We start from the raw sequence: 25,128 nt of genomic DNA on the forward strand, positions 1-25,128 counted from the left end.
GACACGGACTACTTCGCCGCGTTCTGGCTGGCGCCGACGAAATAGAAGTCCTCGGCTCCCGGCACCGAACCGTAGCTGAAGGGCTGCTGCCGGCGATCCGTCGCCGCCATGACGTCGTCGCGCACGAGGTCGAACAGCTTGCGGATCTCGATCCGCGGCGTCTGCATGCGCTTGATCAGGGCGGTCACGAACGGGCTGTGACCGCCGTCGCCGTCAAGCGCGACCTGGCCGTGCTTGGCGGCGTAGACCACGAGCGTGCCGCTGTCGGGTTCGACCTGGGCCAATCCCCTGCCGATCGCGCGCGACGCGACCGTACGCTTGATCTGGTTGGCGAACGGATTGTCGCGGCAGGCATCGAGAATGACAAGGTGCAGCTTGCGCGCCCCTTCGGTGGCGCCCATCACCTGGGTCAGCGCGACGGCCTCGAACGACACGTCGCGGTCGGTCGCGAATTTGGCGTCGACCGGCACCAGATAGTTCTCGCCCGCCATCTCCATGCCGTGCCCGGCATAGTAGATCACGGCCCAGTCGGCGCCGTCAGCCGCGTTCGCGAACGATTTGAGGGCTTCGACCAGGCTGTCCCGCGTGGCGTCGGTGACGAGGCGGACATCCTGAAAGCCCACGGCGCGCAGCGTGTCGGCAATCGCCGCGGCATCCTGTCCGGGGTTCGGCAACACCGGGACGGAGCGGTACTTCGAGTTGCCCACGACCAGGGCGATGCGCCGTTCGGTTGGTGTGGCCTTAGGGCCCGCGCCGAGCGGCGGGATCGGAACGGCCGCGGCGAGCGCCGGGGCAGGTTTTGCCGTGCCAGGCTTGGCCGCGTCGTGATCCGCGACGACGCTCTTCTCCGGGCTGGCGACCTGATCCAGCCGGTGCAAACCTTCCCTGGCGACGCGCTGGCCCTGGGTGCGGTCGAGCTGATCGAGGCCGATGACGTCGAGCGCATGCCGGAAGTCGGCGCGCGCACCATCGATATCGCCCTTCTGCTCGTCGACGAGGCCGCGGCGTGCGTAGTTCAGCGCGCCCTGGGCGTTGAGTTGCGTGGCGTGGTCGTAGTCGCGCATGGCCTGGTCGAGCTCACCCTTGCTGGCCAGCGTCAGGCCACGCAGCGAGTAGAACTCGGATTGCCCGTCCTGGATCGCGATCGCGTGTTCGATATCCCGCGCGGCACTGTCGAGATCGCCGGCGCTGATCTCGACGACGGCCCGGCAATAATAGGGGCCGGCTGCGCGGGGCGCGAGCTTGATCGCACTCTGGCAATGCAGCGCCGCGAGCCGATCCTTGCCGCCGAAATCATAGACCAGCGCGCGATTGACGTAGGCGTACCAGGAGTTGGGATCGAGCTCGATCGACGTGCCGTAATCGGCCAGCGCGCGATCATAGTCGCCGGTGGCCACGAACAGCTCGGCGCGATTGTTGAACCAGCCGGCGCTGAACGGACCTGCGGGCTTGAGCCGGATCGCCTGATCGAAGTCGCTCAGCGCACGGTCATAGTCCTGGTTTTGCAGATAGACCTTCGCCCGCTGGCCATAGGAGGGCGCAAACGACGGATTGATCGCGATCGACTGATCGTAGTCCGCCTTGGCTTTCTCCAGATCGCCCTTGTTATGCCAGGCCAGCGCCCGGTTGTAATAGGTGGTCGCGAGGTCGCGCCCCCTCGGATTGGCCGCGATCAGGCGGGTGCAGGCCGGGATCGCGAGCTCCGGGTGCGGCTCCTTGGCGTCGCACGCCGCGCCATCCTCTCGCAGACCGGCATGAGATGGTGAGTTCAGCAGCAACAGCAGGCCGATGGCGGCGAGCTTTGGCAATGAGGGGCGCATTCCAGTCATTCCATTCCAGCGACCGGAAATTGAGACCACAATATTGTTCGCGCCGTGGCAAAACTCCGCGAACTCTTCAATCTATGCGATCGACGCCGATGGCACGCCGCATTCAGGCCGGATCAGGTCCGCCCGCCGCGCGCGCATCGCGATGCAGTGCGGTGCCCGCGTCATGCAGAATCACCGCAAGCTGGTGCAATGGCGCATCGCGAAATCCCTGCTGCTCGATCGCCGCGACGGTCGACAGCACATAGTCGCGGTTGTTGCCGGAGCGGCCATGGCCCTGCTGCACCAGGCGCAGCTGCTCGGCGAGCGACAGCCGCCCGGCATATTGCACATGGCCGCGGTCGACCACATAGGCCAGCGCGGAGACGCGATCGCGCGCCGCATTCTCCAGCCACACCGAGCGCATCACCTCGCGATAGACGTTGGTGGTCTGCTCGCGCGCCCGCAAATAGGCGATGGTGTCGTGGCGCAGGCGGGCGGCAACGCGGAACGCGATGCCGCGGCAGGCGCCGCCGCGGTCGAGCCCGAGCACCAGTCCCGGCTTCTCCGGCGTGCCGCGGTGGTCGAACGAATAGACGCAGAGCGCGCGATGCTCGCCGATCAGCCGTGCCGGTACCTGCTCGAGGAACTCGAAGCCCGGCTTCCACATCAGCGAGCCGTAGCCGAACACCCAGAGGTCGCCGTCGGTTTCGGAGTGGGGAGGATTTGCTGACATCGCGGAGATGGGCTAGCAGAACACGAGGTCGAAGCGAAGCAGATTCCGTGATGTTTCCAAGGGTTACCTAAGGGTTACGCAAAGGTTGCGCGAGGGTTGCGCAACAGCAACGTAAGGTTTGCCCGCGGCTTGCTGCCGCTTCGATTTTGACAAATTCGCGCTCCAAAGGACGCCGCATGTCCGATATGACCTCCGCCCCCCGCCGTCGCTCGCGCTTCGGCCTTTATGCCGTCCCCGTCGCGGTGCTGATCGCCGCGGTGCTGTGGAGCGGCTTCTGGTTCTTCGCCGCCTCGCAGGTCGGGGTGCAGGCCGATGCCTGGCGCGCGCAGGAGGCGAAGGCCGGCCGGGTCTATGACTGCGACAAGCGCTCGGTGGCGGGCTACCCGTTCCGGCTCGAAATCCGCTGCGAGCAGCCCAGCGTGATGCTGGTGTCGCAGACTGCCTCGCCGCAAATGTCGTTCGTGGCGCGGCTCGCCGAGATCCTGGTCGTGGCGCAGATCTACGATCCCAAGCTCGTGATCGCGGAGTTCAAGGGCCCGGCCACGATCGCCGAGCGCAACGCGCAGCCGACGCTGCAGGTCAATTGGAGCCTCGGACGCTCCAGCGTGGTCGGCCTGCCGGCGGTGCCGCAGCGCGCCTCGCTGCTGTTCGACAATCTCGCGATCGATCGCACCGGCGGTGCCGCGCCGACGCCGCTGATGCGCGTCAACCATATCGAGCTGCACGGCCGGCAGGTCGAAGGCTCGGCGCCGGACAGCCCGGCGATCGAGACCGTGCTGCAGATTGCCGGCGGCACCCTGCAGGACGTGCATCCGCTGCTCACCCAGCCGTTCAACGCGGACATTCATGCGCGGCTGAACGGCCTGAAGGATTTTTCGCCGAAGCCCTGGCCGGATCGCTTCCGCGAGATCCAGGCGGCCGGCGGCAGCGTCGAGATCCAGCAGTCGCGGATCGAGCAGGGCGACGTGCTGTCGGTTGCGGCCGGTACGCTCCGCCTCAACGCGCAAGGCCGCATCGAGGGCGAGTTGCAGATGACGGTCGCCGGCCTCGAGCGCGTCATTCCCGCGCTCGGCATCGACAAGATGCTGGAGGAGGGCGTGCCGCAGTCAACGCTCGATCGCGTCGCGCCCGGTGTGAAGAGCCAGGACCTCAGCAATTTGTTTGGCGCGCTTGATCGCGCGATCCCCGGCCTCGGCAAGGTGATCAAGCAGAACGCCAATGCCGGCATCTCCGCCGGCATCAATTCGCTCGGCACGGAAGCTGCGCTCGAAGGCAAGAAGGCGCGCAGCTTTCCGCTGCGCTTCGCCGACGGCGCGGTGTTTTTGGGCCCGCTGAAAGTCGCGCAGATTCCGCCGCTGTTCTGAGCGCTTCCGTCGTTGCGAGCCACCCGGTCGGCGCGAAGCGCCGCCGGATGACAGGCTACGCGAAGCAATCCATTGCGCCGCATATGCGGAAGCATGGATTGCTTCGTCGCTAACGCTCCTTGCAATGACGGAGCCGGCAAACAGGGCGGACTCCTTATTCCTCGCGCGCGATATCGCCCGTCGCGGCAAAACATTCCCGCGGTCGCGATGAGAAAAACGTGACCGGAATATTGCGGGCCATCGCGAATATCATTCCCCGAGTGCCGCTCTCTCTCGCCTGAGGAAACAACCTCGTGTGGAGGAAGCGATGCGAATTCTCGGGGGGATTCTGCTCGGCAGCATGCTGTTGTCGGCAGGTCCAGCGTTGGCGGACGACGATGCGTCAGAGCTGAAGGCCTTGAAGGCACGGCTCAGGCAGCTCGAACAAAAAATGGAAGTGCAGGCGCGCAAGGAGGAGGCACTGGCGGCAAGACAGAGCGCAATGCAGAACACGCGGATGGCGGCCAAGGCGCCGGTGCCGTTCGATCCCTGCGCCTCGGGCAAGCTGTGCTACAAGGGCGTCACCTTCACCTTCGGCGGCTGGGTCGATCTCACCGGCATCTATCGCAGCCGCAATCTCGCCTCGGATTCGGGCTCGATCTACAACTTCATCCCGTTCCAGCAGAGCAAGAACTACAACACCGGCGAGTCGCGCTTCACCGCGCGCCAGACCCGCTTCTCGGTGCTCGCCGAAGCCAATGCCACCGAGACCATCCACGTCGCCGGCTATGGCGAGCTCGATTTCGAAGGCGCGGCGCAGACCGCCAATTCGGTTGCGACCAACTCGTTCAACCCGCGGCTGCGGCAGGCCAGCATCGAGATCGATCGCAACGATCTCGGCCTGCATGTGCTCGCCGGCCAGTCGTGGTCGCTGAATACGCCGAGCAAGGCGGGCATCGATCCGCGCGGCGCCGATACGCCGGGCGTGATCGATTTCGAGCTGGTGCCGGGCTTCCTCGGCGCCCGGCAGCCGGGCCTCCGGGTCTGGCAGGATATCGGGCCCGAGTTCAAGCTCGCGGTCTCGGCCGAAAACCCGCAGACCTCGTTCTTCGGCGGCAACACGCCGCTGGTCGGCACGCCCGCACTCGGGCCGCAAGGCGTGCTCAATCCGAACCTGCTGGTGAACCTGACCGGCCCGGGCGGCAGTTTCTTCAACAGCCTGAACAATGTCAGCCTCAACCACGTGCCTGATGTCACCGTGAAGGGAGCCTGGGATCCGCGGCTCGGGCCGTACAAGCTGCACGTCGAAGCATGGGCGCTGTATCGCGATTTTTACGATCGCTTCAACTTCGCCAATCACGACGTCAACACGGTGAGCTTCGGCGGGCACCTCTCGGCCGAGATCGTTCCGAAGACGCTGGAAGTGCAGGCCTCGGCATCCTATGGCTCGCTCGGCCGCTTCACGGCGACGCCGTTCCCGGATGCGACGGTGCGCCAGGATGGCTCGATCCAGCCGCTGCCAATCACGGCCTTCCTGGTCGGCTCGGTCTGGCATACGACGCCGGAACTCGATCTCTACGCCTATGCCGGGCTCGAGAAGACCAAGGCGACCTTCTCCAATGTCGGCACGGTGCCGTTCGGCTATGGCAATCCGCTCTACAACAATCTCGGCTGCAACATCGAGAATTCGCCGGCCGCGACCTGCAACGGCAACACTTCGGAGGTCAGGCAGTATACCGTCGGCTTCTACGACACGATCTTCAAGGGCTCTTACGGCACCATCAAGGCCGGCGCGCAATATTCCTACACCCAGCGCTTTGCCTTCGAGGGCGTCGGCGGCGCGCCGAAGACCGACGACCACATCGTCATGACCCAGATCCGCTACTACCCGTTCTAAACGGTGGTGGGACTCGGCTGTGCAACCGCGACGGCTCAGCACTCTCTCCCCGTTCTTACGGGTAGAGGCGTAATTCGTACTGCTCTGGAAAGGACACCTGCAGATGAGGATCATGAGCAGAAAGGAGAGAGCCGTGCTCGCCCGCGAACTGATGATGGTCAGCCGCGCCGCGCATGTGTTGCAGCGAACCGGTCTGGCGATGGCCGGCGCCATGGCCGGCACCTTCGTTGCGGCCCAGCTTGCGAAAGGGCACATCGCTTTCTTCGGTACACTCGCCTTCATCGCGACGGCGATCGTGATCGGCGCCGTCGGCTTCTATCTCGGCATCGATATTCCAAGGCCCGCCCTGCGCGCCACGGGGCGGATCGATGCTGTCGAGCTGCTGAGCGCGGGCGGCATCTTCCTTGCCGCGCTGTCGGCATTGGTGTCGGTCTACGGCATCGTGTTCGATGAGATTCCACCGCGTGCCTGGGAGTTCGTGATCGGCTCGCTGTGGTTCGGCGGCGGCGTCATGCTGGCAACCGCCGGCCTCGTCGGCCGCCAGCGGCTGACACAGAAGGTTGCGCTGATATCGGCCGCGGGGCCGATCCGGGATCAGCGGTTGCGACGGTGAGCGCCGTCGTTACCCTATCCATCCGCTCAGAGCGGCCAAGCGAGATGCACAGCTCGGACGATTCATGTCGCGGGAATGCGGACGTGTGACTCTCCGGCCGAACCACATAAGGGGCCCGGCTTTCGCCGGGACGACGAGTGGAAAGAGCACCTACTTCGTCAAATTCGCATGCGGCCGGCCGAAATCGGGCGCGGCGGAATCCTGGCCGATCTCGACGATGCCGCGGCGGATGGCGCGGGTGCGGGTGAAATGGTCGAACAGCGCTTCGCCGTCGCCGCGCCGGATCGCGCGGGTGAGCTTCGACAGATCCTCGGTGAAGGTGCCGAGCATCTCGAGTACGGCGTCCTTGTTGGCGAGGAACACGTCGCGCCACATCGTCGGGTCCGAGGCCGCGATACGGGTGAAGTCGCGGAAGCCGCCGGCGGAGAACTTGATGACCTCGGATTCCGTCACCTGCGCCAGCTCGTCGGCGGTGCCGACGATGGTGTAGGCGATCAGATGTGGCAGATGGCTGGTGATCGCGAGCACGAGATCATGATGATCCGGCGTCATGATCTCGACCTTGGCGCCGAGCGCGGCCCAGAATGTGCGCAGCCGGTCGGTCGCCACAGGATCGGTGCCCTCGGGCGGCGTGAGAATGCACCAGCGGTTGATGAAGAGTTCGGCGAAGCCGGAATCCGGGCCCGAGTGCTCGGTGCCGGCCACCGGGTGCGCCGGCACGAAGTGCACGCCGTCAGGCAGATGCGGCGCCATGTCCTTGACGACGGCTCCCTTCACCGAGCCGACGTCGGAGATGATGGCACCGGGTTTCAGATGGCCGGCAATCTCGGCCGCGACCGGGCCGCAGGCGCCGACCGGGATGCAGAGGATGACGAGGTCGGCATCCTTCACCGCCTCGATGTTGGTCTCGACGACGCGATCGACGATGCCGAGCTCGGCGACACGCGCGCGCGTCTTCTCCGAGCGCGCGGTGGTCACGATCTCGCCGACCAGGCCCTGCGCGCGTGCGCCGCGCGCGATCGAGCCGCCGATCAGGCCGAAGCCGATCAGGGCGATGCGGTTGAAGAGCGGAGCGGTGGTCACGTCGGTGTTCACTTTCCACCCAGGAAGTCGCGCAGGCCCTCGACCACGAGGCGGTTGGCTTCCTCGGTGCCGATGGTCATGCGCAGCGCATGCGGCAGCTTGTAATTGTTGAGCGCGCGCAGCACGAGACCGCGTCGCGTGAGATAGGCGTCGGCTTCTGCCGCGGTCTTGCCCTTGTCGGTCGGGAAATGGATCAGCACGAAGTTGGCGACGCTCGGCGTCACCTTGAGCCCGAGCTTGCCGATCTCCTCGGTCAGCCAGTTGCGCCATTGCTCGGTGTGGGTCCGCGACATCTGCACATGCTCGGTGTCCTCGATCGCCGCCACCGCCGCCAGCATCGCCGGCGTCGTGACGTTGAACGGACCGCGAATGCGGTTGCAGGCATCGACGATATGCGCCGGGCCGAACATCCAGCCGACCCTGAGCGCCGCAAGGCCGTGGATCTTCGAGAAGGTGTGCGTCACCACCGTATTGTCCGTGGTCGCGACCAGCTCGATGCCGAGCTCGTAGTCGTTGCGCGAGACATAGTCGGCGTAGGCGGCGTCGAGCACCAGCAGAACATGCGAGGGGAGTTCGGCGCGCAGCCGCTTGACCTCGTCGAACGGGATGTAGGTGCCGGTCGGGTTGTTCGGATTGGCGAGCCAGACCAGCTTCGTGCGCGGCGTCACCACCTTGAGGATGGCGTCGACATCGGCAGTGAAGTTGGTCTCGGCCGCGATCACGTTCCTGGCGCCGTTCGCCATGGTGGCGATCGGGTAGACCAGGAAGCCATGGGTGGTCGAGATCGCCTCGTCGCCGGGGGCGAGATAGGTGTGCGCCAGGAGATTGAGGATCTCGTCGGAGCCGGCGCCGCAGATGATGCGGTCGGGATCGAGCCCGTAAGCGCGGCCGATCGCCTCGCGCAGCACGCGCGAGGTGCCCTCCGGATAGTCCTCGAGATGGTCGGCGGCGGCCTTGTAGGCCGCGATCGCCTTCGCAGACGGCCCGAACGGCGTCTCGTTGGCGGACAGCTTGAACACCTTGCGGCCCGGTTCCGGCACCGGGCTCTTGCCGGGCGTGTAGGGCGCAATATCGAGGATGCCGGGGTTCGGCACGGGGCGGGACATCATCAACTCCGGATAAACAGACGGCTAGCTCTTTGGCGACCCGTTAGAGGGGACCGTATAGCGCGTTGCGTGGCTGCCGACGAGGGCCGACGAGCGGACCGAGGCGCCGGCTTCGATCAAGGCGAGCTTGATCTTCTCGAAGTCTTGCCCGGTGACCGAGACCAGCAGGGCGGCACCGTCGAAGGCGGTGTCGGGGACCGCCACGATCTCGGCGAGCGGGGCCAGCGCGCGGGCGACATCGGCGTTCCAGCCGGAGACGCGCACGCTCCACATCTCGACCTCCGTCACCATGGCGTCGTCGGCGACCCGCGAGATCAGGAACACCGGCAGCGCCGCGGGATGGTCGGCGCGTTCGAGGAACGGCAGTCGCGCGATGATCTTCGGCGCGCCATCGGTCTCGAGCGCATTCCACCACGGCGTACGGCTCGCGATCGCAGAGACCAGCGCGAGGTCGCCCTTCGATTTGGCCACGGCCTCGATAGCGGCCTGGGCGCTGAAATGCGAGACGTAGGGCACCACGAAGCCGAAGTGAAACCGCGCCGAGTCGCGCATCGCGGATTCGCCGACCGAAACGTCGGCATGCACCGCGAACGGCGCCTGCACGTAGGTGAAGGTCGAGATGATGACGCGCCAGATGCTCTCGATGGTGTCGAGCGGCAGGATGCCGCGATGGCGCCGCACCAGCTCGCGCATCATGCTGGCCTCGCGCGCCGGGCGGAACGCCGAGCCGACCTCCTGAGTCTTCTTGACCTGGATCAGGCGGTCGATGATGTCGCCGCGCGCCATCAGCAGGCGGTGAACCTGCTCGTCGATCGCATCGATCTCCTTGCGCAGCTCCTGCAGCGAGGGTGGCGACGGGGGTAGGTTGGACATGCTCTCAAACCTTGTCGTCCGGGCGGCCCGATGCCGTGCCGGACAGGTCCCTGATTAGGAAAGACGGGCAGCGAAAGCAAAGAGAAACGTCGCAGGCGTGCCTTGCGCATTCGGTTAACCATCGGCGCCGGGCAAGGGGACGTTCGCTGGCCGCCTTGACGACGGGGGGCCTGAGGACTAGGTTCGCTGCACTCCGTGGTCATTTGAGCCGGCCGGCTTGCAGCCACGTTAAACAACTCGCTAAACAGGCCGGGGACAGATCAGCTCCCGGCCGAACCTTGTTCAGGCCGGGTTTTTTATGGCCTGATTTTCTGTTCGAGCCCTCCCGCGCGGAGGCAGGGTCGCCTAGATGAGCAACGTGCGTCCAATACCGAGCCCGCAGACCGCAACCGATGATCGCGCCCATGAGGCCGATCATCCGTCGTCATTGGTGGCGAAGTTCGGCATGGATCAGCCGCTGAAGCTGGATTGCGGCGTCGATCTCGCGCCATTCCAGATCGCCTATCAGACCTATGGCGAGCTCAATGCCGACAGGTCCAACGCGATCCTGATCTGCCACGCGCTGACCGGCGATCAGCACGTCAATAACAACCATCCCGTCACGGGCAAGCCCGGTTGGTGGGACACCATGGTCGGCGCGGGCCGGCCGATCGATCCCGACAAATACTTCATCATCTGCTCCAACGTGATCGGCGGCTGCATGGGCTCGACCGGGCCGGCGTCGCTGAACCCTGCGACCGGCAAGGTGTGGGGGCTCGATTTCCCGATCATTACGATCCCCGACATGGTGCGCGCCCAGGCGATGCTGATCGATCGCCTCGGCATTGCGACGCTGTTCTGCGTGGTCGGCGGCTCGATGGGCGGCATGCAGGTGCTGCAATGGACCGCGGCCTATCCCGAGCGCGTGTTCGCGACGCTTGCTATCGCCTGCTCGACGCGGCACTCGGCGCAGAACATCGCGTTCCACGAGCTCGGCCGCCAGGCCGTGATGGCCGATCCGGACTGGCGCGGCGGCCGCTATGTCGACGAGGGCACCCATCCGCATCGCGGCCTGGCGGTGGCGCGAATGGCCGCGCACATCACCTATCTCTCGGACGCCGCGCTGCACCGCAAGTTCGGGCGGCGGATGCAGGACCGCGAGCTGCCGACCTTCTCGTTCGACGCCGATTTCCAGGTCGAGAGCTACCTGCGTTACCAGGGCTCGTCCTTTGTCGAGCGCTTCGACGCCAACTCCTATCTGTACCTGACCCGCGCGATGGACTATTTCGACATCGCCGCCGACCACAACGGCGTGCTGGCGAAGGCGTTCACCGGCATCAAGACGCGGTTCTGCGTGGTCTCGTTCACCAGCGACTGGCTGTTCCCGACCTCGGAATCGCGCGCGCTGGTGCATGCGCTGAACGCGTCGAGCGCGCGGGTGTCGTTCGCCGAAATCGAGACCGATCGCGGCCATGACGCGTTTCTGCTCGACGTGCCGGAATTCCTCGAAATCTCCCGCGCCTTCCTGCTGTCCGCAGGCAAGGCGCGCGGACTGAAGGACGACGGCCAGTCATGAGCATGCAGCAGACATTGCCCTTGCCGGGCGTCGCGCCGGAGCGGACCGGCGGCGGTTATCGCAGGGATTATCTTTTGGTCGCCGAGATGGTGAGGCCGGGCTCGCGCGTGCTCGACGTCGGCTGCGGCGACGGCGAATTGCTGCAGCTCCTGGAGAGCCGCGGCATCGACGGCCGCGGCATCGAATTGTCGCGCCAGGGCGTCAATGGCTGCGTCGCCAAGGGCCTCGCGGTGGTGCAGGGCGATGCCGACACCGATCTCGTCAACTATCCCGATGACGCCTTCGACTATGTGATCCTGTCGCAGACCCTGCAGGCGACGCGGCAGCCCAAGGTGGTGCTGGAGAATTTGTTGCGGATCGGCCAGCGCGCCATCGTCTCGTTCCCGAATTTCGGGTTCTGGAAGATGCGGCTGCAGCTCCTGATCGGCGGCCACATGCCGCGGACGGAGAATCTGCCGGCGAGCTGGTACGACACCTCGAACATCCATTTCTGCACCATCAAGGACTTCGTGCAGCTCTGCGAGGAGATCAACGTCAAGATGGAGCGCGCCGTGGCGCTCGATCTCTACGGCCGCCCGGTGCCGCTCAACTTGCCCTGGTGGGTGTGGAACATGTTCGGCGAGCAGGGCGTGTTCCTGCTCAGCCGGGGTGGGGGGAAGTAGGAGCGGTTAGTTGCGATCGTCATTCCGGGCCTCGCGAAGCGAGAACCCGGAATCCATCGGGCCGCAAATTCCGTGGATGAACGGATTCCGGGTTCGATGCTACGCATCGCCCTCAGCTGCGCAATTGCGCACCGGGGAATGACGGCCTAGACCGGTGCCGCCACCAGCGACCGCGGATCGCGCACGGGCCAGCGACCGGCTTCGACCAGGGCGATGAAGCGCTCGACCATCTCGTTGAACAGCGCCGGCTCCTCGAGGTTGAGCACGTGGCCTGACTTCGGGAAGAACGAGAGGCCGGCGGCCGGCAGGTGCGCCTTCAGGAACATGCTGGGCGCGATGCAATTGTCGTCCTCGTCGCCGCACACGATCAGCGCCGGCGTCGGCACGCGCCTTATGGCCTCGGTCATGGTGTAGATCGAGGGCCTGCCGCCCTGAAAGCTGCGCATCGTGTTGGCCGAGCCCTTCGCGTCGTGGCGGGCGAGCGCGGCGTAGAAATCCGCGTGACCGCGCGGGTCCTTCACCAGGAACGGGATCCGGCTCGGCGCCTCGCGCGTCACCTTGGCGACCTCGACCGCGCCGATGGCCTCGTATTGCTCGGCATTGGCGCGGCACTGCGCGCGGAAGGCATCGAGATTCTCGAGGCTGGAGCCGGAGCCGATCGCAGCCAGCGTCATCGACAGCGCGCGCTGCGGCGCGTTGAGCGCGATCTGCAGCGACGAATAGGAGCCCATCGAGAGCCCGACGAAATGTGCCTTCGCGATGCCGAGATGGTCGAGCACCGCGAGCGCGTCGGTGTAGAAATGCTTGTAGGTGTAGACCTCGGCGTCCGCCGGCACGTCCGACGGCGTGTAGCCGCGCGCCGAATAGGCGATGCAGCGGTGGCCGCGCGAGAAGTAGCGCATCTGCGGTTCCCAATTGGTGTGATCAGCTGCGAATTCGTGCAGGAAGATGATCGGGGTCCCGCTGCCGGCCTCCTCGAAATAGAGGCGGACATGATCTTTCGTGATGGCATGGGGCATTGAAATTCTCCTCTCGTTGGCCGCCTCCAGATTTGCAGTTAATTTCCGCGGCCGCAATGCGGCAGTTCTGGCGATTTTCGTCACGGAAATTGCGCGAAATGACCCGAAAATCGTTCTCGCCGCGCCGCATGAAATCTTCCTCGCGCCACATCCCGATTTTCAAAACCCACCGCCGCATTCCCTTGGGTGTTTCCTTGGGAGCGCGACGGGGAGTTGGGGGGGCGTTTCAGAGGATCTCGTGAAGTATGGTTCAGTTGCTTGCGTATCGCCGGTCGCTTCGAGTCTTGGCGCTGGCTCTGTGTTCGCTCACTCTCGCTGTCGTTTCGGCTTCTTCGGCCTCCGCCCGCCCGCGTCATTCGCACCACGCGCATTCGGCCCATGACGGCCATCTCGCGCGCCACACCGGTCATCATCATTATTATCGGCACACCGCGCGGCTGTCGCGCGCCGAGCGCCGCGCACAGGCGGAGGCGGGCGGAGATTTCACCGAGGCCAACGCGGCCCGGTTGCCGAGCTCCGCTGAAGCCGTGCCCAACACCGGCGGCGTGAGCGCGACCGGCGGTTTCGGCTCATCCGGCATCGTCGACACGGCGCGCCGTTACCTCGGCGGCGGCAACCCGACCGGCCGCTCCAGCCTGTGGTGCGCGCGCTTCATGAACATGGTGCTGCAGCAGACCGGCCATCGCGGCACCGGCTCCGACATGGCGAGCTCGTTCGCCAAATATGGCCAGCGCGTTTCCGGTCCGCAGGTCGGCGCCATCGCCGTGATGGGCCGCCGCGGCGGCGGTCATGTTGGCATCATCACCGGCGTCGATGCCAAGGGCAATCCGATCATGATCTCCGGCAACAGCAGCCACCGCGTCCGCGAGCTGCCGGTCCCGCGTGGCCGGATCTACGCCTATGTAATGCCGACGAATTGATCAGGGACTGGCCACCTCTCTCAGAGAAGGGGGAGGTGGCCATGCGCGGTGCGACGTCAACCGATAGGGCCGGCTGGCCTCACTTCTCGTGCTCCTTCGCCTCGATCGTGTCGACGTTGGTTGCCTCGAGATTGCTCAGGGGGACTTCGACCGCGGCGGGTTGATACCAGGCGAATTGCGAAAAGTAGTTCGCGAGCACCTGATCCTTGAAGAACCGGCCATGCCGCGCGAAGATCTCGTTTCGCGCGATCCGCAGCTCGATCGCCGACATATCCTTGAGGTCTGCCTCGGCTAGAAATCGTCGATCGGAATCGGGAAAGAGAAAACCGTCATGGGCCTTGGCTCGCTGCGTGACGGAGGTCGGAACGGCGGGCGGCGTCGTGCGTCCGACGGTGGTCTGATCGCCCTGTCCGCCTGACTTCACCACGGTATGTTCGAACGCGGGCCCGACGGTCCATACGGCCAGCGCCAATGCTGCGGCGGCGAGGCCTGCGCCGTACTTCCAGTAGCGCTTGATCGGCGAAACTTCACGCAGCGGCGACCGCTCGGCCTCACTCAGGACCTCGTTGATCGTATCGATCAGGCGGGTCATGTGCATGCGAAAATCCTGACCCGAGTCGACCCGGGCGGCGTTGCAGAAGTGCAGGAAGCGAAGCGATTCCGGCAGTTCGGCAGCCTCCGGCATGGTTGCGCCGTTCACCAGCAGCGGCAGCAGCGTCTTGTTGTGCTTCAGCGCCGTCTCGATCTCGAAGCGCACGGAATCTGCGGGATCCTCCAGACGCGCCGGTTTCCCATCGTCGGTCTTGCCGATCCAATGCGGACCGATCACCGCGATGACGATGTCGCAGGCGACGATGGCCTTGGCGATCCGGTCGACGAAGTTGGCGCCGGTGCGAATACTGTTGACGTCGAAGAAGACGGATTTCTCACCGTACTTCTCGATCAGATGGTCGGCGATGCGGCCCGCTGTGTCCTGATCGACCGCGCCGGTACGAAACCATGATCATGCTCATGGCAACCCCGTGCAATCAATTTCGACAAATTTGCTGCAATTCAAAATTTCGAGTGAAGTCTATTGCACGCAACCGAACATTGCAATTCGATCCACGTTTATGCCGTCTTCAAGGAATACGGAACCTGGCGTGACCTAGTGCGGTTCCGCGACAATGGTGTCGCCGACGGCTGCGCCGCCGTCGCCGATGATCTCCGCGTAGATGCCGCATTCATTGTTGCCGAAGCGCTGCATCAGCGTGTTCGGGACCGAGAGGTCGCGCACGCCGGTGTCGGGATCGACATTGACCGCAGCACAACGTGTGATCCGTTTCACAACCCTTGCCCGCGCGCTGCCGATCGCAATGGTCTGGTCGAGCAGGCCAGCTTCATGCCAGGCCGGCCAGCCCTCGACATAGAGGTTGGCGCGGAAGCGCAGCGGATGCACCGGCGCCTGCACCATCTCCTCGATCGCCCGCAGGCTCGCCAGGTTGATGATCGATACCACCTTGCGCGGCACGTCCGAGAAACTGTGCCCGGGGCTGACCAGCACCTTGGGCGGCCCCTTGATCCGGCCGGCATGACGATCGGCGAAGTAGCGCTCGATCGCCAGGCGCCCCTCTGCCGTTTCGAGATCGCCCTGAGCCACCATTGCGCCATCCTGCCGCAGTGTCAGCACATGGCTGTCATCGTCGAAATGGGCCTGCAGCGGCGCCAGCCACTCGTCCCGCTGCAGCATCAGGAAATGTGGCTTCGGCAGCCATTTCGGCGCCGCCGGATCGAAACCGCTCGGACCGTTCTCGATCGCGTAGCGGCGATCCGAGCGAAGCGTCTCGCCGACCTTGAGTTCGGCGTGGGGCAGCGGCTCGGGCGTCAGACCCTTGACGGGATAGCGATAGATGCCGGTGATCCGGGCGGAGCAAGCGTGCGTATTGTCCATGCCCCGCTCTATCTTGTTTGGCGGACGAGGAGAACCACCGCCAACGCCAAGGCAGCTAGTCGGGCCGCGCCGCGCCAGGCGTGTCCAGCACGCGCTGCATGAACACGAGTTCGAGCCAGCGGCCGAACTTGCGCCCGACCTCCGGCATCCGCGCGACCTCGACAAAGCCGGCCTGCGCGTGCAGCCGGAGCGAGGCGGGATTGCCGCCGTCGATGCCGGCGATCATGACGTGCTTGCCGAGCGCAATGGCCGCGGCGATCAGCTCGTCGACAATGACCCGGCCGAGCCCGCGGCCGCGGTGGTCGGCATGGATGTAGACGCTGTGCTCGACGCTGTAGCGGTAACCTGGGAAGGCGCGGAAGTCGCCGAACGTACCGTATCCAAGCACCACGGGCCCTTCGGCTGCGACCAGCACCGGGTAGCCCAACGCCAGCCGGGCCTTCATCCAGGCCAGCCGTTCGGCCTCGGTGTCCTGCTTCTCCGTCCAGATCGCATTCGAGTTGACCACCGCCTCGTTGAAGATCGCGGTGATTGCGGGAATGTCCTGCTCGGCGGCGGGGCGGATGATCATTGGTCTTTCCTCGACGGGCCTCTTGCACAGGCCCGATCGTCCACTATATAAGACGATATGTCAATTATAGAAGACAAGCCCGATGAAGCCCTCGGGCGGCGGGTTCGCGCCGAGCGGGAGGGGCGCGGCTGGTCGCTGGCAGAACTCGCCGGGCGGGCAGGCGTGTCCAAGGCCATGCTGAGCAAGATCGAGCGGGCGGAGGCGAGCCCAACGGCGGCGACGCTGTCGCGGATTGCCACGGCCTATGGCCTGACCATGGCCGCGCTGTTCGAGGTTGCCTCAGCCAGTTCCCGCCTGCAGCGGGCCAAGGATCAGCCGGTGTGGCGCGATCCAAAGGCGGCCTATCTGCGGCGGCAGGTGTTCCTGCATCCGGCCAATCCGCTGGAGCTGGTAGAAGTCGAGCTGCCTGCGGGACAGGAAGCCGGCTTCCCGGCCAGCGCCTATCACCTGATCCGTCAGGTGGTCTGGGTGATCAGCGGCCGCCTCACCTTGATGGAGGGGGCGGAGCGCCACGAGCTCGCTGCGGGTGACCGCGTCGAGCTCGGGCCGCCGTCGGACATCGTCTTCCGTAACGAAACTGCTCAGCCCTGCCGCTACCTTGTCGCCATCGTGCGGCGCTGAGCTCGATCGGGTGAAATCGCAGACTGTGGCTCTTCCGTTTCGGAACCAAGTGCCCACATCTGCGGCAAGCCTGAAAAATGATGGCGACGACCAGAGGCTGGTTGAGGAACGTCAACGCGGCCCGCGGAAAACCCAATGAAGATGCCGGAACCACGCCTGAATGGGTGGTGACGGCAGGCCGAGGGAAAACGAATGAACATTGAGAAGTACACCGAGCGCTCGCGCGGATTCATCCAGTCTGCCCAATCGCTCGCAATGCGCGACGGTCACCAGCAGTTCTCGCCGCTGCATCTGTTGAAGGTGCTGCTGGACGACAATGAGGGGCTCGCTGGCGGTTTGATCGACCGAGCCGGCGGCAATTCCAGGGCAATCCTGAAAGCGACCGAAGAGGCGCTGAACAAGCTGCCGAAGGTTTCGGGTGGCGGTGCCGGACAGGTCTACCTGTCGCCGGAGCTGGCCCGCGCCTTCGATGCAGCGGAAAAGGCCGCCGACAAGACCGGCGACAGCTTCGTCACCGTGGAGCGGCTGCTGCTCGGGCTGACGCTCGAGAAGGGCAGCGAGGCGGCCTCCATCCTGAGCAAGGGCGGCGTCACGGCGCAGAACCTGAACGCGGCGATCGAAGCGCTGCGCAAGGGACGCACCGCGGACAGCGCGACCGCCGAGAACGCCTATGACGCGCTGAAGAAATACGCCCGCGACCTGACCCAGGCTGCGCGCGATGGCAAGCTCGACCCGGTGATCGGCCGTGACGAGGAGATCCGCCGCACGATTCAAGTTCTGTCGCGGCGGACCAAGAACAATCCCGTCCTGATCGGTGAGCCCGGCGTCGGCAAGACCGCGATCGTCGAGGGCCTAGCGCTGCGCATCCTCAACGGCGACGTGCCGGAGAGCCTGAAGGACAAGAAGCTGCTGTCGCTCGACATGGGCGCCTTGATCGCCGGCGCGAAATATCGCGGCGAGTTCGAGGAACGGCTGAAATCCGTCCTGCAGGAGGTCTCGTCCGCCGAGGGCGGCATCATCCTGTTCATCGACGAGATGCACACGCTGATCGGCGCCGGCAAGACCGACGGCGCGATGGACGCGTCCAACCTCCTGAAGCCTGCGCTGGCGCGCGGCGAGCTGCACTGTATCGGTGCGACCACGCTCGACGAATACCGCAAGCATGTCGAGAAGGATGCCGCGCTGGCCCGCCGGTTCCAGCCGATCTATGTCAGCGAGCCGACGGTCGAGGACACCATTTCGATCCTGCGCGGCCTCAAGGATAAATACGAGCAGCACCACGGCGTGCGCATCACCGACTCCGCGTTGGTGGCCGCGACGACGCTGTCGAACCGCTACATCACCGACCGCTTCCTGCCCGACAAGGCCATCGATTTGATGGACGAGGCGGCGGCGCGGCTGAAGATGCAGGTCGATTCCAAGCCGGAAGAGCTCGATTCGCTGGATCGCGACATCATCCGGCTGAAGATCGAGCAGGAGGCGCTGAAGAAGGAGAGCGATGCCGGCTCGAAGAGCCGCCTGCAGACCCTGGAGAAGGAGCTCGCAGGGCTCGAGGAGCGGTCGGCCGCGCTGACGGCGCGCTGGAGCGCGGAGAAGAACAAGCTCTCCAACGCCCAGAAGCTGAAGAGCGAACTCGATGCACTCCGCGTCGAGCTTGCCAATGCGCAGCGCCGCGGCGAATTCCAGAAGGCGGGCGAGCTGGCCTATGGCCGGATTCCCGAGCTGGAGCGCAAGCTCGCCGACATCGAGGCGCAGGAGAGCAGCAAGCCGAACGGCGGCGAGATGATGGAAGAGGCGGTCACCGCCAACCACATCGCGCAGGTCGTCTCGCGCTGGACCGGCGTGCCGGTCGACAAGATGCTCGAGGGCGAAAAGGACAAACTCCTGAAAATGGAGGATGCGCTTGCCAAGCGCGTCGTCGGCCAGGCCGAAGCGGTGCGGGCGGTGGCAACCGCGGTGCGCCGTGCCCGTGCAGGCCTGCAGGACCCGAACCGGCCGACCGGTTCGTTCATGTTCTTAGGGCCGACCGGCGTCGGCAAGACCGAGCTGACCAAGGCGCTCGCCGCTGACCTGTTCAACGACGAGACCGCGATGGTCCGCCTCGACATGTCCGAGTTCATGGAGAAGCACTCGGTCTCGCGACTGATCGGCGCGCCTCCCGGCTATGTCGGCTACGACGAGGGCGGAGCGCTGACCGAAGCCGTGCGGCGCCGGCCCTACCAGGTGGTGCTGTTCGACGAGATCGAGAAGGCGCATCCCGACGTCTTCAACGTGCTGTTGCAGGTGCTCGACGACGGCCGCCTGACCGATGGTCAGGGCCGCACCGTCGACTTCCGCAACACGCTGATCATCATGACCTCGAACCTCGGTTCGGAGTTCCTGGTGAATCAGCCGGAAGGCGAGGACACCGCGGCGGTCCGCGACCAGGTGATGGGCGTCGTGCGGGCGCATTTCAGGCCGGAATTCCTGAACCGCATCGACGAGATCATCCTGTTCCACCGCCTGCAGAAGAGCGAGATGGGCCGCATCGTCGAGATCCAGTTCGCACGGCTGACCAGGCTGCTCGAGGATCGCAAGATCGAGCTCGTGCTGGATGCGAAGGCGCGGGATTGGCTCGCGGAAAAGGGTTGGGATCCGGCTTACGGCGCCCGCCCGCTGAAGCGGGTGATCCAGCGCAGCGTGCAGGACCCGCTGGCCGAGATGATCCTGGCCGGCGAGGTCAAGGACGGCGATCGCGTTGTGATCTCGGAGAAGGGCAATGTGCTGACCTTCAACGGTCAGGTGTCCAAGACCGCCGAGATCGTGCAGTTCGATGCCCCGGTCTCGAAGCGCAAACTGAACTGACGCGCGTGCAAAAAGCCCTCCCCGCGATCACGGGGAGGGCTTCGTCGTCCAGGCTATTCCTGCGGAGCGGTCGGTGGGCTGAGCTGACCGGGCTCGTCGTCATCAGCGGGTTCGAGTTCGGACAGGATGTCGACCAGCTCGCGGGCGCGGCCGGTGGCCAGCGGCCTGCCGGCATTCATCAGCGGCTCGTCGTTGGCGAGCCAGGCCTGCGCCTCGGCGAGTTCGGCGACGGTTGCGCCCGATGCGATGATTCTGGCGATGGTGACATCGTCGGCGTGGCCGACGGCTTTCAGCACGTCGTCACGGGTGAGGTTGGTCATGCTTGCCTCCTCTGCACGGGGGGCCCAGGCTGAACAAGCCGAATCCGGTGCGAATCGTTCCGTCCCGAACGGTTGCCGGGTTCCCGCCGGCAGACGGGACGCTATTAGCGGTTGGTGATGGAGCGCGTCTGCGACGTCGAGCTCGTGGCATCCGAGACGATGCGCGAGCTGCCGCGGCTGGACATCTGGGCTTCGATCCGGTCGCGTTCCTTCTCGAAGTTCGCCAGCATCGGGCCTTCGAGCGAGCGGCCGCGCGGCAGTTTCACGCGCATCGGATCGACGAATCGGCCGTTGACCAGGATTTCGTAGTGGACGTGCGGTCCGGTGGACTGGCCGGTCGAACCGACGAAGCCGATCACCTGGCCCTGCCGAACCTTCTTGCCGATCTCCATGCCCTTGGCGAAGGCCGACATGTGGCCGTAGGCCGTCTCGTAGCCATTGGAATGCTTCATGCGGATATATTTGCCGTACCCGCCTTCGTATCCGACCTTCTCGAGCACGCCGTTGCCGGAAGCGAAGATCGGCGTGCCGTAGGCGGTGGCCCAGTCGACGCCGGTGTGCATCTTCACATAGCCGAGGATCGGATGGCGGCGGCCGCCGAAGCCCGAACGCATGATCGCGTTGTTGACCGGCTTGCGCACCAGGAACTTCTTCGCGCTCTTGCCGGTCTCGTCATAGTAGTCGACGAGGCCATCGTCCGAGCTCTGGAATCGGTAGTACTTCTTGGTTTCGCCGCCCACGGTCAGCGCGGCGTAGAGCACTTCGGTCTTTTCGGTGCTGGTGACGCCCTCATCCTCGCCGGCAAAGAACACGTCGAACGAGTCGCCGGGCTGGACCTTGCGCTGGAAGTCGACGTCGTAGGAGTAGATCTTGACCATGTCCTCGATGACGGTCGGCGGCACCTTGTTGCGCAGCGCGGTCTCGTAAATGCTCTGATAGAGCCGCACGCCGCTGCCATCATCCTCGTCATCGTCGCTGGAATTGTCCGCGGTGTCGGTCGTGGTGTTCATGCTCTGCACGTCGACGGCGACGTATTTGCCGAGATCGGACAGGGCGGCGACGGCCTCGACGACGGATTCGTTGGCGACGATCACGCGATAAGGCTGCAGCCGGGCGCCCGGCGCCGCCGGCGCCATCAGGATCCGCACCTTCTGGCCTTCCTTCAGGCCGCCGTCGCGCCCGCGCGGGCCGAGCGTTGCGGCAATCGCCTTCGCCTCGTCGGGCGTTGCGCCCTGATCGCGCAGGATCGAGGTAATGCTGTCGCCCTTCTTGACGAGGTGAACCCGTTCGCCGACCGGATTGCCGCCGGTGACCTGCTCCTTGGTCTTCGGCAGCAGCGTGACGTTCTCCGGCACCACGCGGGTCTCGAAGCCCGCATAGGGATCGGCGGTATTGCCCTCGGTGGCGTAGGCCATCCGCATGTCGGGTCCGGCGCCGGTCGCGTCGGCTGCCGCATTGGCAAGCGAGGCGTAGCGCACCGAGCCGCCGGAGCCGCGCCAATTGGCGGCATCGCGCACCCGCATCAGGATGTCGTCGAGCGCGACGACGGCGGCGAGCTTGGCTTTCGGCAGCACGGATCCGAGATCCTTGGTGACGAAAGAGACCTCGGCGTCGGGCTCGGCGGCAGCGGCCGCATTCGGATCCTCGGTCGCCGCCGGTGTGTCGGAGCCGACATCGGTCAACAGACGCTGCGCGTTGAAGGCGGGTATTTTCGACGACAGATCGCTCGTGGTCATCGAGAGATTGCCTGAAATCCGGATAAAGGGCCGCACCCGCATCACGTCGCGATTGCCGACGCGGGTCACGGTCGACACGCGCACCAGGCTGCGGGAGGCGGAGGCTTCGCTCGGCGGCGGCAGGCGGTCGCCCTTGTGCAGGCTGACGACGCGATCATTGCCGTTGAAGGCACCGCGCAGCGCGCCTTCGACGCGCTCCGGCACCTTGGCGAAAGTCATCTCGCCGTCGAGCGACGCAAAAACGGCGCCCCCGATCAGGGCCGCGCCACATAGTCCGGTCAGAATGGTGCCGCTGAACCATTGTACGGAGACACGGCGGCGATCGATCACCGCAGCCTCGGTGCCGTCGACTGAAAGCGGCGGTTCGTGACCGAGATCGATCATCCCGGTCTCGCGCCCAATGCCGCTTCCGCGTGACGCCCGTTGGCTCAACCCGATATCCCCCCAAATTCCCGCAACTGCGATCGACCTCTGCTCGTTCTCGTCCCCGCCTTCATCCCCGGAAGAGGAATCCCGGCAGTCTGGCGAGCCACACGCATCGAAATCGAGAAGCCGATGGCCATTAGCTAGCCGCGATCTCGAACGTCAATGGTGTGCAGATCTCTCGATGTTGCTCGGCCGCGAAGGGAAGAGGCGACGGGTTCTTGGAGAAAATCGCCTGGTCCCCCAGAAAAACCACCCGAGCCCCCACAGGTTTCGAGCGGTCCAATGCATTCGTTATAGCGAGAACGTCGCAGGATTGTGGCTCAAGTGCGGCATTTGAGATGGAAAAGCTTCCTGATGCACGTCGATGCCGCGGCCCGGTCTGGAGCCCCGGGGAACCCGTTCCGGAGGGTCTCCGAGCTGCTCGGCGACAAACTTTTTTTAAAGTTTTTTGGCGCGAGGGCTGGACGACGGATTTTTACCTCCAGCTTAAGTCACGGAAAGAGCGAGAATTTCTTTGCACTGCACAAGCGATTTGGGCGTGCGACGATTTGTTGACAATGGCCGTTGACAATCCCGAGGGGTGGGGACTATAAACCAACCACTGAGCGCGGCGCCGCCGGGTCACTGACCAAGGCGAGCGAACGCGCCTCTGATGCTCCTCACTTAGATGAGTGACACAACAGCCGACATAAATCGGTTGAGGTTCACTGTCTGCCGGTGAAGGGTAGAACCACCCTCTAAGGGTGTGGGGTCGTCGGATCCCGGGCTGTTTGACAAGTGAAGATGAAGAAAGAGAAACGTGGACGGCGGAGTCCTTGCGTCTCTCGGAAAACTTGAAAGCTTCGGCTTTTGACTTCTGAGAGTGGACGAAAGACTTCGGCGGTACACGTTTTAAAGGTTACACCATCGCTGCCAACGATGTGAATCGCAGGCGGCTCGTTGACTTCGGTCGACGAAGAATGGTGGGACCTCGTCAAACGTTGTGATCAGCCGGTTCAAGGTTTCAAGTCCAACTTGAGAGTTTGATCCTGGCTCAGAGCGAACGCTGGCGGCAGGCTTAACACATGCAAGTCGAGCGGGCATAGCAATATGTCAGCGGCAGACGGGTGAGTAACGCGTGGGAACGTACCTTTTGGTTCGGAACAACACAGGGAAACTTGTGCTAATACCGGATAAGCCCTTACGGGGAAAGATTTATCGCCGAAAGATCGGCCCGCGTCTGATTAGCTAGTTGGTGAGGTAATGGCTCACCAAGGCGACGATCAGTAGCTGGTCTGAGAGGATGATCAGCCACATTGGGACTGAGACACGGCCCAAACTCCTACGGGAGGCAGCAGTGGGGAATATTGGACAATGGGCGCAAGCCTGATCCAGCCATGCCGCGTGAGTGATGAAGGCCCTAGGGTTGTAAAGCTCTTTTGTGCGGGAAGATAATGACGGTACCGCAAGAATAAGCCCCGGCTAACTTCGTGCCAGCAGCCGCGGTAATACGAAGGGGGCTAGCGTTGCTCGGAATCACTGGGCGTAAAGGGTGCGTAGGCGGGTCTTTAAGTCAGGGGTGAAATCCTGGAGCTCAACTCCAGAACTGCCTTTGATACTGAAGATCTTGAGTTCGGGAGAGGTGAGTGGAACTGCGAGTGTAGAGGTGAAATTCGTAGATATTCGCAAGAACACCAGTGGCGAAGGCGGCTCACTGGCCCGATACTGACGCTGAGGCACGAAAGCGTGGGGAGCAAACAGGATTAGATACCCTGGTAGTCCACGCCGTAAACGATGAATGCCAGCCGTTAGTGGGTTTACTCACTAGTGGCGCAGCTAACGCTTTAAGCATTCCGCCTGGGGAGTACGGTCGCAAGATTAAAACTCAAAGGAATTGACGGGGGCCCGCACAAGCGGTGGAGCATGTGGTTTAATTCGACGCAACGCGCAGAACCTTACCAGCCCTTGACATCCCGGTCGCGGACTCCAGAGACGGAGTTCTTCAGTTCGGCTGGACCGGAGACAGGTGCTGCATGGCTGTCGTCAGCTCGTGTCGTGAGATGTTGGGTTAAGTCCCGCAACGAGCGCAACCCCCGTCCTTAGTTGCTACCATTTAGTTGAGCACTCTAAGGAGACTGCCGGTGATAAGCCGCGAGGAAGGTGGGGATGACGTCAAGTCCTCATGGCCCTTACGGGCTGGGCTACACACGTGCTACAATGGCGGTGACAATGGGATGCTAAGGGGCGACCCTTCGCAAATCTCAAAAAGCCGTCTCAGTTCGGATTGGGCTCTGCAACTCGAGCCCATGAAGTTGGAATCGCTAGTAATCGTGGATCAGCACGCCACGGTGAATACGTTCCCGGGCCTTGTACACACCGCCCGTCACACCATGGGAGTTGGTTTTACCTGAAGACGGTGCGCTAACCGAAAGGGGGCAGCCGGCCACGGTAGGGTCAGCGACTGGGGTGAAGTCGTAACAAGGTAGCCGTAGGGGAACCTGCGGCTGGATCACCTCCTTTCTAAGGATGGTTCTTCAGCGAGCTCACGCTCACTATCGAACCGTTTTAGAAACATTCAGGGGCCAACAGTCCTCGGATTGTTGAGCTCCATTGGCGGGATTTCGCCGTCTTCGTTTCTCTTTCTTCGCGGACGAACACGCGCCAGGGGCTGAGCGCTGTGCGATGCACCGACTTCACGTCGGGTGCGCGCCGGCATGTCTCTCGTGTTAGGGGCTTGTAGCTCAGTTGGTTAGAGCGCGCGCTTGATAAGCGTGAGGTCGGAAGTTCAAGTCTTCCCAGGCCCACCATTTTGATCGAGTGCGGAGCATTCGTCTTCTGGTACGGGGCCATAGCTCAGCTGGGAGAGCGCGTGCTTTGCAAGCATGAGGTCGTCGGTTCGATCCCGTCTGGCTCCACCAGATGGAATTGAAGCTTGAGAATGCCTCGTCAAAATCGTCCGCGAAACATCACTTCGCACTCATTGGTCCGGATGGACGGTGACGTGCGTGTTTTCTGACATCGTAAAGAGGAGATCGATCCGAGTTTGGATCTGCGAAGCAATTCGCGGGTACCATTCCTAATCTCCAGAT

Annotated in this window: 19 protein-coding genes, 2 tRNA genes, 1 rRNA gene, 1 pseudogene and 1 riboswitch; of the genes and pseudogenes, 11 read left to right on the forward strand and 12 right to left on the reverse strand. The window is 64.2% G+C overall.

Translation table 11 applies throughout. The annotated features are described in order from the left end of the window. Positions 1 to 8: 8 nt before the first annotated feature. Both ACVISU_RS26975 and ACVISU_RS26980 read right to left on the reverse strand, forming a co-directional pair. A complete protein-coding gene (locus tag ACVISU_RS26975) occupies positions 9 to 1,820 on the reverse strand; it encodes a caspase family protein (RefSeq protein WP_456708875.1) in 1,812 nt (603 codons plus the stop codon). 112 nt (positions 1,821 to 1,932) lie between these two features. Beyond that, positions 1,933 to 2,541 carry a gamma-glutamylcyclotransferase gene (locus ACVISU_RS26980; RefSeq protein ID WP_456708876.1) on the reverse strand — a complete coding sequence of 203 codons (609 nt, stop codon included), beginning with the start codon at positions 2,539 to 2,541 and terminating at the stop codon, positions 1,933 to 1,935. A gap of 176 nt (positions 2,542 to 2,717) precedes the next feature. On the opposite strand from ACVISU_RS26980, the gene ACVISU_RS26985 reads away from it, so the two are divergent. From ACVISU_RS26985 to ACVISU_RS26995, 3 genes are all read left to right on the forward strand, one after another. Beyond that, positions 2,718 to 3,905, forward strand: coding sequence for a DUF2125 domain-containing protein (locus ACVISU_RS26985; protein WP_456708877.1), 1,188 nt, complete (start codon positions 2,718 to 2,720; stop codon positions 3,903 to 3,905). A 307-nt stretch (positions 3,906 to 4,212) separates the two neighbouring features. After that, complete coding sequence (locus tag ACVISU_RS26990; RefSeq protein ID WP_456708878.1) at positions 4,213 to 5,781, forward strand: hypothetical protein; 1,569 nt, start codon at positions 4,213 to 4,215, stop codon at positions 5,779 to 5,781. A 133-nt stretch (positions 5,782 to 5,914) separates the two neighbouring features. Next, a complete protein-coding gene (locus ACVISU_RS26995; protein ID WP_244522086.1) occupies positions 5,915 to 6,394 on the forward strand; it encodes a hypothetical protein in 480 nt (159 codons plus the stop codon). A 150-nt stretch (positions 6,395 to 6,544) separates the two neighbouring features. Here the strand turns inward: ACVISU_RS26995 and ACVISU_RS27000 are convergent, their stop codons facing one another. The 3 genes from ACVISU_RS27000 to ACVISU_RS27010 are packed head-to-tail and all read right to left on the reverse strand — an operon-like array spanning position 6,545 to position 9,456. After that, positions 6,545 to 7,477 (reverse strand): prephenate/arogenate dehydrogenase family protein, encoded by a 933-nt coding sequence (locus tag ACVISU_RS27000; RefSeq protein ID WP_456708879.1) that lies wholly within the window; start codon positions 7,475 to 7,477, stop codon positions 6,545 to 6,547. An 8-nt stretch (positions 7,478 to 7,485) separates the two neighbouring features. Further along, positions 7,486 to 8,583, reverse strand: a complete 1,098-nt coding sequence (gene hisC, locus ACVISU_RS27005) for a histidinol-phosphate transaminase (RefSeq protein WP_050405035.1) — start codon at positions 8,581 to 8,583, stop codon at positions 7,486 to 7,488. A 24-nt stretch (positions 8,584 to 8,607) separates the two neighbouring features. After that, complete coding sequence (locus tag ACVISU_RS27010) at positions 8,608 to 9,456, reverse strand: chorismate mutase (protein ID WP_050405016.1); 849 nt, start codon at positions 9,454 to 9,456, stop codon at positions 8,608 to 8,610. 185 nt (positions 9,457 to 9,641) lie between these two features. Then, a riboswitch (SAM riboswitch) is annotated at positions 9,642 to 9,721 on the forward strand. Positions 9,722 to 9,805: 84 nt separating this feature from the next. On the opposite strand from ACVISU_RS27010, the gene metX reads away from it, so the two are divergent. Then, positions 9,806 to 11,011, forward strand: a complete 1,206-nt coding sequence (gene metX, locus ACVISU_RS27015; RefSeq protein WP_456708880.1) for a homoserine O-acetyltransferase MetX — start codon at positions 9,806 to 9,808, stop codon at positions 11,009 to 11,011. Beyond that, positions 11,008 to 11,673 (forward strand): methionine biosynthesis protein MetW, encoded by a 666-nt coding sequence (metW, locus tag ACVISU_RS27020; protein ID WP_456708881.1) that lies wholly within the window; start codon positions 11,008 to 11,010, stop codon positions 11,671 to 11,673. Before metX ends, metW begins: the two co-directional genes overlap by 4 nt. Before the next feature lie 146 nt (positions 11,674 to 11,819). On the opposite strand, the gene ACVISU_RS27025 is transcribed toward metW, so the two are convergent. Next, positions 11,820 to 12,692, reverse strand: a complete 873-nt coding sequence (locus ACVISU_RS27025; protein ID WP_456708882.1) for an alpha/beta fold hydrolase — start codon at positions 12,690 to 12,692, stop codon at positions 11,820 to 11,822. Positions 12,693 to 12,937: 245 nt separating this feature from the next. On the opposite strand from ACVISU_RS27025, the gene ACVISU_RS27030 reads away from it, so the two are divergent. Continuing rightward, on the forward strand, positions 12,938 to 13,612 hold the full coding sequence (locus tag ACVISU_RS27030; RefSeq protein ID WP_050405012.1) for a TIGR02594 family protein: 675 nt from the start codon (positions 12,938 to 12,940) through the stop codon (positions 13,610 to 13,612). A 79-nt stretch (positions 13,613 to 13,691) separates the two neighbouring features. On the opposite strand, the gene ACVISU_RS27035 is transcribed toward ACVISU_RS27030, so the two are convergent. The 4 genes and pseudogenes from ACVISU_RS27035 to ACVISU_RS27050 form a co-directional block, all read right to left on the reverse strand. Then, the gene (locus tag ACVISU_RS27035; RefSeq protein ID WP_456708883.1) at positions 13,692 to 14,210 is read right to left on the reverse strand and encodes a YARHG domain-containing protein; all 519 of its coding nucleotides are present in this window, start codon (positions 14,208 to 14,210) and stop codon (positions 13,692 to 13,694) included. 93 nt (positions 14,211 to 14,303) lie between these two features. Further along, a pseudogene (locus ACVISU_RS27040) lies at positions 14,304 to 14,570 on the reverse strand (toll/interleukin-1 receptor domain-containing protein); the annotation flags it as partial. 189 nt (positions 14,571 to 14,759) lie between these two features. Next, on the reverse strand, positions 14,760 to 15,542 hold the full coding sequence (locus tag ACVISU_RS27045; RefSeq protein WP_050405010.1) for an MOSC domain-containing protein: 783 nt from the start codon (positions 15,540 to 15,542) through the stop codon (positions 14,760 to 14,762). A 55-nt stretch (positions 15,543 to 15,597) separates the two neighbouring features. Next, positions 15,598 to 16,113 (reverse strand): GNAT family N-acetyltransferase, encoded by a 516-nt coding sequence (locus ACVISU_RS27050; protein ID WP_050405009.1) that lies wholly within the window; start codon positions 16,111 to 16,113, stop codon positions 15,598 to 15,600. A 57-nt stretch (positions 16,114 to 16,170) separates the two neighbouring features. On the opposite strand from ACVISU_RS27050, the gene ACVISU_RS27055 reads away from it, so the two are divergent. Continuing rightward, positions 16,171 to 16,734, forward strand: coding sequence for a helix-turn-helix domain-containing protein (locus tag ACVISU_RS27055; protein WP_456708884.1), 564 nt, complete (start codon positions 16,171 to 16,173; stop codon positions 16,732 to 16,734). Positions 16,735 to 16,926: 192 nt separating this feature from the next. Further along, the gene (gene clpB, locus ACVISU_RS27060) at positions 16,927 to 19,578 is read left to right on the forward strand and encodes an ATP-dependent chaperone ClpB (RefSeq protein ID WP_050405007.1); all 2,652 of its coding nucleotides are present in this window, start codon (positions 16,927 to 16,929) and stop codon (positions 19,576 to 19,578) included. Between the two features lie 53 nt (positions 19,579 to 19,631). Here clpB and ACVISU_RS27065 read toward each other — a convergent pair whose 3' ends face one another. Beyond that, positions 19,632 to 19,898, reverse strand: a complete 267-nt coding sequence (locus ACVISU_RS27065) for a hypothetical protein (RefSeq protein WP_050405006.1) — start codon at positions 19,896 to 19,898, stop codon at positions 19,632 to 19,634. 104 nt (positions 19,899 to 20,002) lie between these two features. Further along, on the reverse strand, positions 20,003 to 22,066 hold the full coding sequence (locus ACVISU_RS27070; protein ID WP_456708885.1) for a M23 family metallopeptidase: 2,064 nt from the start codon (positions 22,064 to 22,066) through the stop codon (positions 20,003 to 20,005). A 1,004-nt stretch (positions 22,067 to 23,070) separates the two neighbouring features. Here ACVISU_RS27070 and ACVISU_RS27075 point away from each other — a divergent pair. The 3 genes from ACVISU_RS27075 (at position 23,071) to ACVISU_RS27085 (ending at position 24,957) form a co-directional block, all read left to right on the forward strand. Next, a 16S ribosomal RNA gene (locus tag ACVISU_RS27075) occupies positions 23,071 to 24,559 on the forward strand. Between the two features lie 210 nt (positions 24,560 to 24,769). Further along, a tRNA-Ile gene (locus ACVISU_RS27080) sits at positions 24,770 to 24,846 on the forward strand. A gap of 35 nt (positions 24,847 to 24,881) precedes the next feature. Continuing rightward, a tRNA-Ala gene (locus ACVISU_RS27085) sits at positions 24,882 to 24,957 on the forward strand. Positions 24,958 to 25,128 lie beyond the last annotated feature (171 nt).

Source organism: Bradyrhizobium sp. USDA 4452 (assembly GCF_054063575.1).

Bases quoted from the DNA above. Each gene is read 5' to 3' on its own strand.
- ACVISU_RS26975 (WP_456708875.1), bottom strand. From the start codon at position 1,820: ATGCGCCCCTCATTGCCAAAGCTCGCCGCCATCGGCCTGCTGTTGCTG.
- ACVISU_RS26980 (WP_456708876.1), bottom strand. From the start codon at position 2,541: ATGTCAGCAAATCCTCCCCACTCCGAAACCGACGGCGACCTCTGGGTG.
- ACVISU_RS26985 (WP_456708877.1), top strand. From the start codon at position 2,718: ATGTCCGATATGACCTCCGCCCCCCGCCGTCGCTCGCGCTTCGGCCTT.
- ACVISU_RS26990 (WP_456708878.1), top strand. From the start codon at position 4,213: ATGCGAATTCTCGGGGGGATTCTGCTCGGCAGCATGCTGTTGTCGGCA.
- hisC (WP_050405035.1), bottom strand. From the start codon at position 8,583: ATGTCCCGCCCCGTGCCGAACCCCGGCATCCTCGATATTGCGCCCTAC.
- ACVISU_RS27010 (WP_050405016.1), bottom strand. From the start codon at position 9,456: ATGTCCAACCTACCCCCGTCGCCACCCTCGCTGCAGGAGCTGCGCAAG.
- metX (WP_456708880.1), top strand. From the start codon at position 9,806: ATGAGCAACGTGCGTCCAATACCGAGCCCGCAGACCGCAACCGATGAT.
- metW (WP_456708881.1), top strand. From the start codon at position 11,008: ATGAGCATGCAGCAGACATTGCCCTTGCCGGGCGTCGCGCCGGAGCGG.
- ACVISU_RS27025 (WP_456708882.1), bottom strand. From the start codon at position 12,692: ATGCCCCATGCCATCACGAAAGATCATGTCCGCCTCTATTTCGAGGAG.
- ACVISU_RS27030 (WP_050405012.1), top strand. From the start codon at position 12,938: ATGGTTCAGTTGCTTGCGTATCGCCGGTCGCTTCGAGTCTTGGCGCTG.
- ACVISU_RS27035 (WP_456708883.1), bottom strand. From the start codon at position 14,210: ATGCACATGACCCGCCTGATCGATACGATCAACGAGGTCCTGAGTGAG.
- ACVISU_RS27045 (WP_050405010.1), bottom strand. From the start codon at position 15,542: ATGGACAATACGCACGCTTGCTCCGCCCGGATCACCGGCATCTATCGC.
- ACVISU_RS27050 (WP_050405009.1), bottom strand. From the start codon at position 16,113: ATGATCATCCGCCCCGCCGCCGAGCAGGACATTCCCGCAATCACCGCG.
- ACVISU_RS27055 (WP_456708884.1), top strand. From the start codon at position 16,171: ATGTCAATTATAGAAGACAAGCCCGATGAAGCCCTCGGGCGGCGGGTT.
- clpB (WP_050405007.1), top strand. From the start codon at position 16,927: ATGAACATTGAGAAGTACACCGAGCGCTCGCGCGGATTCATCCAGTCT.
- ACVISU_RS27065 (WP_050405006.1), bottom strand. From the start codon at position 19,898: ATGACCAACCTCACCCGTGACGACGTGCTGAAAGCCGTCGGCCACGCC.